Annotated in this window: 8 protein-coding genes and 1 pseudogene; 3 read left to right on the plus strand and 6 right to left on the minus strand. The window is 68.5% G+C overall.

What is annotated here, in order from left to right:
• Positions 1 to 167: 167 nt before the first annotated feature.
• The 3 genes from ACWGCN_RS00110 to ACWGCN_RS00120 form a co-directional block, all read right to left on the minus strand.
• Positions 168 to 1,997: a phosphoenolpyruvate carboxykinase (GTP) gene (locus ACWGCN_RS00110; protein WP_378989205.1), complete on the minus strand. Its 1,830-nt coding sequence runs from the start codon at positions 1,995 to 1,997 to the stop codon at positions 168 to 170.
• A 249-nt stretch (positions 1,998 to 2,246) separates the two neighbouring features.
• Positions 2,247 to 3,755, minus strand: a complete 1,509-nt coding sequence (locus tag ACWGCN_RS00115; RefSeq protein ID WP_452458015.1) for a hypothetical protein — start codon at positions 3,753 to 3,755, stop codon at positions 2,247 to 2,249.
• The gene (locus ACWGCN_RS00120) at positions 3,742 to 4,851 is read right to left on the minus strand and encodes a hypothetical protein (RefSeq protein ID WP_378989207.1); all 1,110 of its coding nucleotides are present in this window, start codon (positions 4,849 to 4,851) and stop codon (positions 3,742 to 3,744) included. Before ACWGCN_RS00120 ends, ACWGCN_RS00115 begins: the two co-directional genes overlap by 14 nt.
• Before the next feature lie 133 nt (positions 4,852 to 4,984).
• On the opposite strand from ACWGCN_RS00120, the gene trmB reads away from it, so the two are divergent.
• The 3 genes and pseudogenes from trmB to ACWGCN_RS00135 all read left to right on the plus strand — a co-directional run.
• Positions 4,985 to 5,788: a tRNA (guanosine(46)-N7)-methyltransferase TrmB gene (trmB, locus tag ACWGCN_RS00125; protein WP_452458014.1), complete on the plus strand. Its 804-nt coding sequence runs from the start codon at positions 4,985 to 4,987 to the stop codon at positions 5,786 to 5,788.
• Positions 5,785 to 6,501, plus strand: a complete 717-nt coding sequence (locus ACWGCN_RS00130; RefSeq protein WP_082844190.1) for an NYN domain-containing protein — start codon at positions 5,785 to 5,787, stop codon at positions 6,499 to 6,501. Before trmB ends, ACWGCN_RS00130 begins: the two co-directional genes overlap by 4 nt.
• Positions 6,502 to 9,099: pseudogene (locus ACWGCN_RS00135) on the plus strand (MMPL family transporter); the annotation flags it as partial. It lies immediately after the preceding gene.
• 1,618 nt (positions 9,100 to 10,717) lie between these two features.
• On the opposite strand, the gene ACWGCN_RS00140 reads toward ACWGCN_RS00135, so the two are convergent.
• From ACWGCN_RS00140 to ACWGCN_RS00150, 3 genes are all read right to left on the minus strand, one after another.
• The gene (locus ACWGCN_RS00140; protein ID WP_452458013.1) at positions 10,718 to 12,901 is read right to left on the minus strand and encodes a DUF2339 domain-containing protein; all 2,184 of its coding nucleotides are present in this window, start codon (positions 12,899 to 12,901) and stop codon (positions 10,718 to 10,720) included.
• A 114-nt stretch (positions 12,902 to 13,015) separates the two neighbouring features.
• Complete coding sequence (locus tag ACWGCN_RS00145; protein WP_378653837.1) at positions 13,016 to 13,687, minus strand: DUF1707 SHOCT-like domain-containing protein; 672 nt, start codon at positions 13,685 to 13,687, stop codon at positions 13,016 to 13,018.
• Between the two features lie 62 nt (positions 13,688 to 13,749).
• Positions 13,750 to 14,400 (minus strand): response regulator, encoded by a 651-nt coding sequence (locus tag ACWGCN_RS00150; protein WP_452458012.1) that lies wholly within the window; start codon positions 14,398 to 14,400, stop codon positions 13,750 to 13,752.

Below are 14,400 nucleotides of genomic sequence, written 5' to 3' on the forward strand. Positions count from 1 at the left end.
TATCAGCTCGAGAGGAAATATAGGCGAAGGTAACGCTGCCGCCACACGCGACTCTCTGACACCGACAGATGTACCCAGAACGAGACTGTGGAAATCGTCCGACGACCTGAGACGAACAGAACCGCCCGTACCGAAACGGTACGGGCGGTTCAGTGTTTGCGGGGCGACTAGCCCAGGCGCTCCTTGAGTGCCTCGAACTCGTCACGCACGCCCGAAGGCAGCTTGTCGCCGACGAACTCGAACCATTCCTCGATCGACGGGATCTCCTTGCGCCACTCGTCGGCGTTCACCGCGAGTGCCTCGTCGACATCGGCGGCGACCACGTCGAGGCCGTCCAGGTCGAGATCGGCGGCCGAAGGCACATTGCCGACCGCGGTGGCCGTGGCGCCCGAGCGGCCCTCGATGCGGCCGACGATCCACTCCAGCACGCGGGAGTTCTCACCGAATCCGGGCCACAGGAAGCGGCCGTCGTCGCCACGACGGAACCAGTTCACGTAGAAGATCTTCGGCAGCTTGTTCGCGTCGGCGTTCTTGCCGAGGTCGATCCAGTGGTTGAGGTAGTCGCCCACGTGGTAGCCGAGGAACGGCAGCATCGCCATCGGGTCGCGACGGACGGTGCCGACCTTGCCCTCGGCGGCGGCGGTCTGCTCCGAGCCCATGGTGGCGCCCATGAACACGCCGTGCTCCCAGCCGAACGACTCGGTCACCAGCGGAACGGTGGTCTTACGGCGACCGCCGAACAGGATGGCCGAGATCGGCACGCCCTGCGGGTCGTCCCACTCCGGCGCGAGGGTCGGGCACTGCGACATCGGGGTGCAGTAGCGCGAGTTCGGGTGCGCGGCGTGGCCCTCCGACTCGGGGGTCCAGTCGTTGCCCTTCCAGTCGATCAGGTGCTGCGGGTCGCCTTCGAGACCCTCCCACCACACATCGTTGTCGTCGGTCTGGGCGACGTTGGTGTACACGGTGTTGCCCGCGTCGATGGTGGCCATCGCGTTGGGGTTGGAGCTGTGGTTGGTGCCCGGCGCGACGCCGAAGAAACCGAACTCCGGGTTCACGGCGTAGAGCTGACCGTCCTTGCCGAAACGCATCCAGGCGATGTCGTCGCCCAGGGTCTCCGCGCGCCAGCCGGGGATGGTCGGCTGGATCATCGCGAGGTTGGTCTTGCCACAGGCGCTCGGGAACGCGGCGGCGACGTAGTAGTTCTTGTTCTCGGGCGAGATCAGCTTGAGGATCAGCATGTGCTCGGCCAGCCAGCCCTCGTCGTGGGCCATCGCCGAGGCGATGCGCAGCGAGTAGCACTTCTTGCCGAGCAGCGCGTTGCCGCCGTAGCCCGAACCGAAGGACCAGATCTCACGGTCCTCGGGGAAGTGGGTGATGTACTTGGTGTCGCTGCACGGCCACGGCACGTCGGCCTGGCCCTCGGCCAGCGGCGCACCCACGGAGTGCAGCGCCTTCACGAACGGCTTGTCGGCGCCCAGCTTGTCGAGCGCGGCCTGGCCCATCCGGGTCATCACGCGCATCGAGACGACCACATACTCGGAGTCGGTGATCTCCACGCCCAGCTTGGGGTCCTCGGCGCCGAGCGGGCCCATGCAGAACGGCACCACGTACATGGTGCGGCCCTTCATCGAGCCGCGGTACAGCTCGGTCATGGTGGCGCGCATCTCGGCGGGGTCGACCCAGTTGTTGGTCGGACCGGCGTCGGCCTCGGTGGCGGAACAGATGTAGGTGCGCGATTCGACGCGGGCCACATCGGAGGGATCGGACAGCGCGAGGAAGGAGTTGGGCTTCTTCTTCTCGTCGAGCTGCTGGAAGGTGCCTGCCTCGACCAGCTGAGTGGTCAGGCGATCCCATTCCGCGTCGGAGCCGTCGGCCCAGACCACGCGATCGGGCTGAGTGAGCTCTGCGACTTCCTGTACCCAGGCGAGCAGTTCACTGTGCTCGGTCGGCGCCGTGCCGTCGGATCCACGAAGACCAGGAATGGTCGCTGAGGTCATGAAAACTCTCCTGAGATGGGCGGTTGTTCGATCCATCGATCGCCACCATGGGCGGGTAAGGCGTCCGCAGTGACCAACCGTCGCACAACCCCGATAGACGGCTAGGAAGGCCGTACACGGACGGTGGCCGCGCATCGACTGGCAAGAGCGGACGCCCAGGTTCCTGCCTCAAGGTTAACGCGATATGACGACCGATATGGCATCGGGCTCCCTAACAGGTACCCACCGGTGTATCGGTCAATCCCGCGCTCACAGTCGATCGAGCGTGGCGATGTCACGCTCACAGGCCGTCAGCTGTGCGGGACGCTCGGCGACGAGCCTGCGCGCGAGCGCGTCGAGTTCGGTGACACGCCGATCCACGGCCACCGCTCGCGCGGTCGATTCCCGAACCACGTGCTCGGCCAATTCGGCCTCGATGTCCACGAGCACTCCCGCGACACGCTGTTCGAGCTGGGCTTTGACGTTCACCAACGCCTCGGAGACCCACTGGGCCATGTGGTTGCGCTCGGCGAGTTGGCCGCGGGCGCGCACGACCCAGTAGGCCGCGCCCGCGCCGAGCAGCAGCGTCACCGGGACGCTCGCCACGTCGAGTGTCGGGACCAGCGACAGCGGTGCCACGACCAATCGGCCGAGGCCGACGCCGGCCGACGCGCCGAGCGCGATCATGAGGTGATCTTCGACACCTCGGTGTCTCTTGCCGGGATCCGGACCGACTCGCGGCGCCGGATCGCGGCGCCGGGTGGTCGGCGCGGCGGTACCGATCCGGCGCGCCGCTTCGCTGACCCGTTCGTCGATGACGGCGTCGACCGAGACCGACAGCTCACCGGCCGCCTGCTGCAAACGCTGTGGGTAGGCGCGCAGTTCGGCGCGGTCGCAGCGGTCGAGTTCGGCGCGCGAGCGGGTGTGCAGTGCGCGCACCATCGCGCCGAGCTCGGTGGTCAGGTCGACGCGGGCGAGCTGCACCTGGCTGCGCACGGCGGCGAGGCCGGTCTGGCGACCGCCGTCGCGCTCGGCGACCAGTCCGATGCGCTCCTCCCTGATCCGTGCGGTGTCCGTGCCGGAGCGCAGTGCGGTGATCTGTTCGTCGATTCTCGCTCTGGTGTCGGTGAGCACCCGGGTGCGGACCGCGGTGCGGCGCTGGGCACCGTCGGCCGGTCCCTTCGCGGTGGCCGCGGCCAGGGTGGCGTGCAGTCCGGCCACGCCGGAGCGATCGAGCAGGGCCGAATCGTCGGTGGCGCGGGCGGCGGCGGCCAGCCGGGCCGAGACGGCGACGATGTCGAGGTCGGTGATGCCGCGCGCGGCGAGCAGTTCCAGGTTGCGGTCGCGGGTCGCGCGCCAGTCCTGATAGGCGTGAAAGCCGTTCATGGCGAGCAGGATTCGCTGATCGGCGGCGCGCAGACGGTCGATCAGGGCGAACATGCCGGCGCCGAGGACACTGCCCGCGTCGAAGAGGATGAGCGCTGCGGCCGGGTCGTTGCCCACGGTCGGATCGGCCAGGTCGATATGGGGTTCGAAGCGGGCGAGTTCGGTGCGCAGCAGAGTGGTGTTGGCGTCGTCGGGGGCGTAGAAGTCGACGCTGCTGCCCTCCCCCGCGGCGGCCATCGCCCGGAGCAGGGCGCCACCCTGCGGATTCCACCGGTCGATCACCGCGTCCACCGCCGCGGGTAGGGCACCGGGGTCGTCGGCGGACGCGGCACTCGTATCGCCGCTCGTGTCGACGGCCGAGCGCTGGCCGGGCGGGACCTCAGAGGCCTGCACTGGACATCCGCTCCCAGGCTCTGACATAGCCGTTGTGCACGCGCAGCGCGGCCCGCCGGGCAGCGGGTGGCATGTCGCTGGACACGACGGCACGCCAGCGGGTGGCGCGGGCGAGCGCCTCGTCGGCGTCGCCGGGCGCGGGTGACGGGTAGCCGGCGGCCAGGTGGGAGACCTGCGGACAGGCCAATCCGGCGCACAGACCGGCCCAGAGCGCTTCGTCTCCGGTGAGATAGTGCTCGATCAGTTCTCGCGCGCGGCCGCCGTCGCCGGGGACCGCGCGGGCGGCCAGCCGGGTCAGCTCGTCGAGCAGTTCGCCGCCGCGCACCGCTTCCACCTGCTCGTACCGGCGGTGGACCAGCTTGTGCAGCGGATCGACCCCGCTCGCGGAGTGCAGGATCTGGATGATCGCCGACGCGGGCAGATCGGGATCGGCGCGCAGGGCCGACAGCGCGCAGTCCACACCGTAGAGATCCCAGTTGGCGATCAGCCGTCTGCGCGCTTCCTGGTCGGAGCCGACGCCGATGAACAGATCGGCGGCGAGCACCGACGGCACATCGGGGCCGACCGCGAGCCTGCGCAGATCGCTCAGATCCTCGGCGCTCACCGCTCCCGACCTGGTCCTGGCGGCTACCGAGGCGACGATCGGCACGATCGGCAGGCCGAGTTCCTGCGCGTGCCGCTGTGCCGCGGCCACGGCTTCGCCCCAGCGCGCGCCCACCGCGTCGGCCTTGTTGAGCACCACCACGCCGCGACCCTGCGGCACGGTCGCGAGCAGGCGGTAGTCGGCGGCCTGCGGCGCACCGGCCAGCACATAGATGACCAGATCGCCGTCGAGGACCGGGTCGGGCAGCTCGGGCTGATCGACCGGCGCGGTCTCCTGCGCCGACAACAGGGCCAGCGCGGCCATCACGGTGGTCCGCCCGCTCAGCGCACGCCCGGTGATCTGGATGTGCAGCGGACGACGACGGCGCGCAGCCGCCGCGGCGAGCTGTTCGGCGATCCCCGGATCACCCCCGCGACCTGCACCTAGAACCGAGATCAGCGCGTCGAGCTGGTCCGCGGGTCGTGTCTGTGCGAATTCAGTGGCTGTCGGCATTGCGCACACCCCCTTTTCGGAGGGCATTGTGTCAGATCCGCGCCGAGCCGGGGCGGGGCGAACCTTCTGCCGACCTGGGCGGATCAGCGGTCCCCCGAACTCGCCTGCGACGCAGCTCCGCGCATGCTGGACAATGGACGACGTGAACGACGCCGCCAACCACGCCGAGCCGACCAGCCACAAGCTGTCGGAGATGCCGAACGACGCGGGCAGGCGCTCGCTCACCGGCTCCCGGCTGTACCCGCGCGTCACGAGCTTCCGCTCGCGGCGAGGCGCGCTGACGCCGAATCAGCAGACCTCATGGGACCGCACCTGGCCGGTGATCGGGCGCGATGTGTCCAACGATCCGGTCGAAGCCGCCGCCTGGTTCGGGCGCGAGGCGCCGCTGGTGATCGAGATCGGTACCGGCACCGGTACGGCGACGGCCGCCATGGCGAAGGCCGAACCGCACCTGAATCTCATCGGCATCGAGGTGTATCAGCCCGGACTGGCCCAGCTGGTCCAGCAGATCGAGCGCGAGGAGATCGAGAACATCCGGTTGCTGCGCGGCGACGCCGTGGACGTCCTGGAGAACATGGTTGCCCCGGAGTCGCTGATCGGTGTTCGGGTGTTCTTTCCCGACCCGTGGCCGAAGGCCCGCCACCACAAGCGCAGGCTGCTCCAGGCGCCGACCTTCGCCCTGATCGCCAGCAGACTCAAGCCCGGCGGCGTGCTGCACGTGGCCACCGACCACGCGGATTACGCCGAACATATTCTCGAAGTAGGCTCCAAGGAACCGCTGTTCACCGGCTTGAACGACACCACCGGCGGCGACAGCGCCGCCAACCGCACTACCGCGCCGATCGGTTTCGAACGGCCCGTCACCAAGTTCGAAGGCAAAGGCCTGCGTGCCGGTAGCGCCATCAACGAGTTCATATGGGGGAAGATCGACAGATGAGCGTGAGTGAGATCGCCCCCGAGATGCCGGTGCCCGCCCAGGCAGGCTCCGGTTCCGAGGCGTTGAGCGGTTCCGATGTTCGACGTGTCCTGCTGGTCTGGGACGCGCCGAACCTCGACATGGGGCTCGGCGCCATCCTCGGTGGGCGTCCCACCGCCGCTTACCGCCCCCGCTTCGACGCCCTCGGCCGCTGGCTGCTGGCCCGCACCGCCGAGATCTCGGTCGCCTCCAAGGGGCGCATCGAGGCCGAGGCCACCGTCTTCACCAATATCGCGCCCGGTACCGCCGACGTGGTTCGCCCGTGGGTGGAAGCGCTGCGCAATGTCGGTTTCGCGGTGTTCGCCAAGCCCAAGATCGATGAAGACTCCGATGTCGACGCCGACATGCTCGCGCACATCGCGACCCGGCAACGCGACGGTGGTTTAGCCGGCATCATGGTCGCCTCGGCCGACGGCCAAGCCTTCCGTGAACCCTTGGAAGCCATCGCGGCCAAGGGAATCCCAGCTCAGGTGCTCGGATTCCGTGAGCACGCAAGTTGGGCGGTCACTTCGGATACCCTCGGGTTCGTCGACCTCGAGGACATCCCCGGCGTGTTCCGCGAACCGCTACCGCGGGTGAGTCTCGAGTCGCTGCCCGACGAGGGCGCTTGGCTGCAGCCGTTCCGGCCGCTGTCTGCGCTACTCACTTCTCGCCCTGGTCAAGGAGTCGCTTAAGTGTTCACCCGCTGGGGCGATCTGGTCTACCGGTTCCGCTTCGTCGTCATCGTTGTCGTCGGTGCGGCGATGTTGGCGTTGGGCGCCTACGGCATGGGGCTCGGCCCCCGCCTGACTCAGAGCGGCTGGTTCGATCCGGGCTCGGAGTCGGTGAAGGGCGCGGAGATCGCCGACGGGTCATACGGGCGCGACCACAACGCCGACGTGATCGTCATGTACAACGCCCCCGAGGGCAAAACGATCGATGACCCGGAGTTCCAGCAGAAGATCGTCGCCAGCCTGACCGGGGTTGTCGCCGAACATCCCGATCAGATCGGCAAGATCAACGGCACCTATTGGAAGGTGGGCGACGCGCCCGCTGTGCCGTCGGCGTTCGGGTCGAAGGACAAGAAACACGCGTTCGCCTCGATCGCCATCGCGGGTGACAACGACACGGTCATGATGGCCAATTACCGTGCCGTGCAAGACGTCTTCTACATCCCGGGCGTCGACGTCGAGGTCTCGGGCTTGCAGCCCATCGCGGTCACGCTGACCGACACCCTCGACCACGACTCCAAGCGGATGGAAGTGCTGGCCTTCCCCGCGGTGGCGATCCTGCTGTTCTTCATCTTCGGTGGCATCGTGGCCGCCGCGCTGCCGCTGATCATCGGTGGTCTGACGATCATCGGTGCCACCGGCATCGTGACGGTGCTGACCAATTTCACCGAGGTCAACATCTTCGTCACCGGCGTCGTCTCGATGATCGGGCTCGGTCTCGCCATCGACTACGGCCTGTTCATAGTCAGCCGTTTCCGCGAGGAACTGGCCGAGGGGTACAGCACGCCCGCCGCTGTGCGGCGCTCGGTGATGACCGCCGGACGAACAGTTGTCTTCTCCGCGACGATGATCATCGCCAGCCTCGGCGGCATCCTGATCTTCCCGCAGGGCTTCCTGCGGTCGGTCGCGTACGGCACCATCGCTGCCGTTTCGCTGGCGGCACTGACCGCGATCACGATCCTGCCCGCGATGCTGGGCATCCTCGGCCCCCGCGTCGACGCGCTCGGTCTCAAGCGGTTCCGCAAGACCAAGACCGCCGAGCAGATCGAGAACGGCTTCTGGGGCAACACGACCCGCTGGGTCATGAAGCACCCGCTCAAGATCGCTATTCCGATCACCGTCGGTCTGTTGTTGCTGATCATCCCGGTCAAGGACCTGGCGTTCGGCGGCATCAACGAGAAGTACCTCCCGCCGGACAATACGACCCGGTCCGCACTCGAGCACTTCTACGAAGTCTTCCCGCAGAAGAAGACCGACCCGATCCAGCTCGTCTTCGTCTCGGACAACACCAACGCGATCGGCAAGGTCTGGAAGGAAGCCAACCAGGCTCCCGGGCTGGTCGGTCCGTTCGAGGTGCCGGTCAAGTCGCCGACCAACCCCGAGGTGTTCCGCACCTCGGCGACCCTGGTCGATCCCACCGGTGGCGCCGAACCGACGATCGACTATCTCCGCTCGATCGAAATACCCGACGGCGTCACGATGTACGTCACCGGTCAGCCCGCGCTCATGGCCGACAGCATCGACACGCTGCTGGAATTGATGCCGTGGATGATCTTGCTCGTGCTGGTCACCACCACCGTGCTGATGTTCCTGACGTTCGGTTCGCTGGTGCTGCCGATCAAGGCCGCGTTGATGAGCGCGCTCGGTCTCGGCGCGACCCTCGGCATCCTCACGTGGATCTTCGTCGACGGCCACGGCGCCGGGGTGCTGAACTTCACGCCACAGCCGATCAGCGCACCTGTCTTGATGCTGATCATCGCGATCATCTACGGCTTGTCGACCGACTATGAGGTCTTCCTGCTCTCCCGCATGGTGGAGGCACGCGCCCAAGGCGCGTCGACCACCGAAGCCGTGCGGATCGGCACCGCCCAAACCGGCAGGATCATCACCGCTGCCGCACTGATTCTGCTGGTGGTGACCGGCGCGTTCGCGTTCTCCGACATGGTGATGATGCAGTACATCGCCTACGGCATGATCGCGGCGCTGTTCATCGACGCCACCATTCTGCGCATGCTGCTCGTCCCGGCGATCATGAAGCTGCTCGGCGACGATTGCTGGTGGGCGCCGAAGTGGATGAAGCGCATCCAGGAGAAGATCGGCCTCGGCGAACCCATCCTCGACGACGAGCGCCCGGAACACGGTGGCGTGGTCGACCTGGTGAAGACCACCCCGATCACCGACCCGCCGACCATGCAGATGACGGTGGTCCCCGATTCCAAGCTGGCCCGCACCCCGCGCAGGCCGCGCACGGTCGCCGAGATCGAGGCCGAGGCCCCGACCCAGCGCATCGACAAGATCACCGACACCGAAGCCGCCGAACCTGCCCGTTCGCGCCAGCCGATGTCGCCCGATCCGACGCGTCCTCGCGCCTCGGTGTTGTCCTCGGGCGAGCCGACCCGGGAGTTGCCCGTGGTCAAGCCGGGTACGCCGGCGAAAGTCGCTCCGGAGGACACGGCGAAGCAGGAGGACTCCGGTCCCGACCTGCCGAAGTACGTTTCCGGCGAGCCGACCCAGGTGCTGCCGATCGTGAAGCCGGATGCTCCGAATCCCGTTCAGGGACCTGATGATTCGACCACGGATACCGCCGAGGACGAAGACCGTGGCTATTCGGGGCCGAGCTTCGGCACACCCCCCATCCCCCTCGCCGATCTCGGCGATCCCCGAACCGGCCCCGGTGGTGCCGCTCGCTCGACCAACGGGCGCGGACGCACGAACGGCACCGCCGAAACCCCCACCGGCCCGTCGATCTCGCGACCCGGACCGGTCGACACCGGGTCCGGCCTCGATCTGCCCGGCATCGTCACCGGGGTTCCGCCGCGTGGCTCCGAACGCGTACAGCCGCCTTCGGGCTACAACACCTCCGGCGTGATCGGCGAGACTCCGCCGGTGCCCCGGGTGTCGACCCCCGACGAGACCGGCGACAGCGCCGGATTCGGCACCCCCCCTGCCGATTCGCCGCCGCGACCCAGCATTGTGCCCCCGGCCAGGCCGAACACGGCGACACCGCCGCCGCGTGGGATCGTCCCGCCGCAGGCGCCGAGGATCGTGAACACGCCCCCGAACGCGACACCCCCCGCGCCTGCGAGCGAGACTCCGTCGAGCGGAACTTTCAACGGGTTCAGCCCGGTGACCGCGTCGAACCTCAGGCCGGTCACGCCCGACTCCACCGCGCCCGATCCGGTCGATGCGGCCCCTCCGGCGGAGCCGAGCCGTCCGTCAGAGCAGAGTCGTCCGTTCGAACAGAGCCGTCCATTCGCGCCGAGCCGTCCGACCGAGCAGAGCCGTCCGCTCGAACAGAGCCGTCCGACGGAGCAGACCGATCCCCCTGTGCGCGAGACGGATTCGCGCCCGTATGAGGTCGATACCGCGAGCCCTGACTTCACAGCGGCGCCCGGCTCGCATCGCGCCGAGTCTCACCAGGGCAGTCCGGCTCGCGCGGAAACGGAACCCGAGTCGCCGATCCCGCCGCAGGGCATCTTCGGCACCGCGGTACCTGTGGAACCGCAGCCGAGCTCCCCGTGGAACAACGGCATGACCGGCCCCGGCACACCACGCGGTTTCACCTCGTCCGACCAGGACAGCGGACCTCGCTTCTCGCCGGTCACCCCGTCCTCGGCCGACGAGGCGAACGGTGAACGTCCCGTCGTCGATTCCTCCGGCGACCGGCCGACTTCGGCTCGACCGGCAAACGTGGTGCGTCCGCAGATCGCGCCGCCCGGATTCACCGAGGTCCGACCCGAGACCGCGCCTTCACCCCGGCAGCCGGATTCGGCAACCGGCGAAACATCGGCCGCCAGTGGGGAACCGGCCGGCGAGGCACCGCCGACCGACCAGATCGGCACCCCCGGTCAGTGGCAGGCGCCTTCCGGTTTCACCGCTGTTCCGACGCCGCCCGCATCGCCTGCGGAGCCTTCCGACGATGCGTCCCTGGATACTCCTGCCGCCGAAACCGATGCCACCGCAGCGGAATCCCCCGCCGATACGCGCAACGAGATCGAGAACTGGATGGCTCAGCTGCGCTCGTCGCGCCGCGGTACGGCCGCGGACGAGGGTCGCCACCACGGCAACGAGGGCCGGACGGTGAGCGTGAACGAACTGCTGCGCCGACGCGAGGACGACTGACGTTCGCAGTGCTGACACACGACCGGCGGGGCTTTCGAGCCCCGCCGGTTCGTTGTTTCTAGGAGACCTGGCGCGGTGGTGCGGCCTCGGCGAAGGCACGTGCGTAGCGGGTTCCGGTGAGCAGCAACAGGATTCCGACGGCCAGGAACGCGGTGACGCGGACCAGGCCGGACAGTGTCGCCAGATCGAACAGGAACAGTTTCGCCAGTGCGGCCGCGGCGACCAGCAGGCCGGACACCAGGCAGACCTTCGCCACGGCGGGCGAACTGGCGAGGCGACGCAAACCGTAGAACAGCGAGCCGGTGGCCACCACCATCCACACGATGGTCGCGAGGCTGTGCCCGACGATGAAACCATCGGCACCGCCGAGAGATACGCCGAGGGACACCGCGGCGACCAGCACGTAGTACAGCCCCGCGATACTCACTGCGATCCACACACCGGTGACGAGCGCCGGATCGTCGCACCGCGGCAACCGTGGCACGGTCCACGCCACCATCGCCGCCACACCCAACCCGACCACGGCCGCCACGGCCGTCGCGACATCGAGTTCCCGCTCCGCGAGCCCCTGCAGCGCAAGTGTTTCCGGCGTAGCTGTCGCCAGCATCACCAGCCCACCGAGCAACGCGAACGCGATACCGAGCCCGGCGGCCACCCGGGTGCGACTGACGGCGGCCACCGCGAGAAACCCCAGACCGGCCGCGAACAGCGTGGTCGGTAGCAGTCGAGGGTGACCGCTCGTCGCCGCCACGCAGGTCTGCGACAGAGCTACGGCACCGGTCAGACCCGCCACCAGTGCCGTGTGCCGCGCGATCCGCAACACTGCGACAGGCCGAACATCCTCGGCATCAGGAACATTCGCGGGGCGGGAAGGCATCGCGGCGGGGCCCACTCCCGTCAGGCGCGGAATCACTGCGGTGGCCGCGAGGCCGAGCAGGACAGCGGCCAGAGCCGCGGTGATCGAGGCGCTCACCATTCGGTCGAACAGTACGGCGACGGCGAGCACCGGAAGGGCGGTCAGCGCGATCGTGATGCTCGCGGTGATGTCATCGTGCCTGCGCCGCACCGCGAGCAGCGCGCCGACCAGACCGACCACCGCACAGGCGATCGCGGCAACCAGCAGACCCTGCCGCTGCTGCGCCTCCGAGCCCGAGATCACCCCTTCGATCCCGCTGAACGCCACCATCCCCAGCACGGCGAGCACCACCGGCACAGTGCGCGCCACGTGGAGCACCGGCCAATCCCTGCGCATCTGCACCGGCACCCCGGCCGCCTGCAACACCACCAGGAACCCGAGCAACATCAACTCGGTGGTCAACGCGGGTGACAGCACCGCGGCCCCCACCACCACCCCCACGGCCAGCGGCTGTGACTGCCACCGCACCGCGATTCCCACCCCGATCAACGCCACCACCAGCGCCACCGCGAGCCCCACCCCGCCAGGGACCCATCGGTAATACCCCGTCACCGCAACGACATCCAGATACATCCCGGCGATACCGGTGGCCACCAACGCGATTGCGCCGACCCGGCCGCCGGGCCGACCGAAAACCCGCCACCCGAGGCCGACGAGTACCACCGAAAGACCTGCCCCAGCAACGACTCTCGCTATCGGGCCGAAGAACCCCGCCTGTGCGGCCAACACCAGCAGCATCAGCACGCCGACCAAGGTCACGCCGACCCCGGCCACCGCCAGCACCCGGGAAATCACCCCTTCCCGCTGCCACCACGGCACCCGAGCCTCGCGCCCCGGCCCACGCATCTGCATCTGCATCGGCATCGGCATCGGCATCGGCATCGGCATCGGCGCGAAGGGTCGACCAGCCGGATAAGTTCCCTGCCCCCACCCGTGCCCAACCTGACGCCCCTGCCCCGCGCCCACGGGCACAGCCGCTCCCTGCGCCGGCGCGTAGGTCGCTGTGTGGCCAACACCTGCCCACCCCGCCTGACCGAGGTCAGCGCCCCGAGGCGGACCGCCGTGACCAGGCCCGAAGCCCGCAACAGTCGGCGGGCTCGCGACGGGCGCAGGCCCCACAGCAGGCGACCCCGCAACAGCCGCAGGCCCCGCAACAGCCGCACTCGACGTCGAGGGCACCACCTCGCCCTCGCGCAGCGCTTCTTCGGCCCGCAACTGCGCGGAAAGCACGTCCAGATCGCCCCCCAGCTGACCCATCCTGGCGCCCAGCGCGGTGAACTCCCCCGAGAGCCGCGCTACGAGCGCGGGATCAATAGCGGTACTCATATCCCCATCGTCGGCGCCCGACACCCGCCGAACATGAGTAGAAACCCCCGTCAACCCCCGGTTCCTACCCGAATCAGCCCGGGTAGCCCTCGACGTCTCCCCGACTACCCGGGATCATGACCCCAGAAACCGTCGCCACTGCACCATCAACGGATACTTCGCCGTCACCGACCCGAACCGGATACGTCCGTGTACGACAAGGTGCAGAGGTCCGATCGGCGGCCCCGTACGCACCTTGTTGTTGGCCGAGGACCCCACCAGATCGAGACCGTTGAGGTCGACGGTGGCCGCCGCTGGGACGAGCAATGTGAGGCTCGTGCAGTAGTCGTCGACCTGAATCTCCACGATCTGCGTCTGCATCACCGCCTCGGTGAAGTCCAAGGTCACCCCGGACATCAGGTTGTTGAGGTGCAGCACCGGCGGCACCTGCCACGGCCCGCGTCGATGCACCCCCGACAACCGGCTGCGGATCGCGCTCGGATTCGATCCACCGGCCGGAACCGGGATGTGTCGTGGGCGCGGCATCGCGGCGGGCTGCGGTGTGCCCGCCACCCGCATACCGGGGAGGTCGACCAGCACGGCGTTGAGTTCACCGCGGGTCTTGGCGGCCAGCGCGGTGTCCATCCGCTCGGTGAACTCCCCGAGCGACAACATGCCGAGCCCGACGGCACGCTGCAGCAGCTGACCGACATGCTCACGTTCGGCATCGGAAACACGCAGCTCACGGTCACCGACGGGACCAGCCGTCGCGGCACCGGGTACGAAGAGGGATTCAGGACCGCCCATGTCATCGAGGGTAGCCAGGCACCCCTACCGAGCACATCAGGGCAAACCCCTAATCACTGTGGCTACTCGAGCCCCTGCTCGATCGCGTAGCGGGTGAGCTCGACCCGATTCGCGAGCTGCAACTTGCGCAACGTCGCCTGCACGTGGTTCTCCACGGTCCGGTGCGAGAGATTCAATCGAGTAGCGATCTGCTTGGCCGACAACCCCTTGGCCACCATCCGCAGAACTTCGGTCTCCCGCTCGGTCAACGACGGCCGATGCGGCTGATCGGCGGCCGCCGGTGCGGTCGCCATCCGCCGATACTCGCCGAGCACCAACCCGGCCAGCCCGGGCGTGAACACCGGCTGACCAGCGGCAGTGGCCGTCACAGCGTCGATCAGCTCGGCGACGGACGCGCTCTTCACCAGGTATCCGCTGGCCCCGGCCTTGATCGCGTCGAGCACATCGTCGCGCTCGGCCGAGGCCGACAGCACCAGCACCCGGCTGTGCGGCGACACCCGCAGCACTTCGGCGGTGGCCGCGGCCCCGTTCCCGTCGGTGAGCTGCATATCCATCAACACCACGTCCGGCTGTACGGCCGCGGCCCGGCGGGAGGCCGTGCCGACGCCGTCGGCGGTGGCCAGTACCTCGAAACCGGCTTCGGCGAGATCGCGCGAAACACCCTCACGCCACATCGGATGGTCGTCGACCACCATCACCGTGATCACCGGCAT

It is taken from the genome of Nocardia sp. NPDC055050, assembly GCF_053608345.1.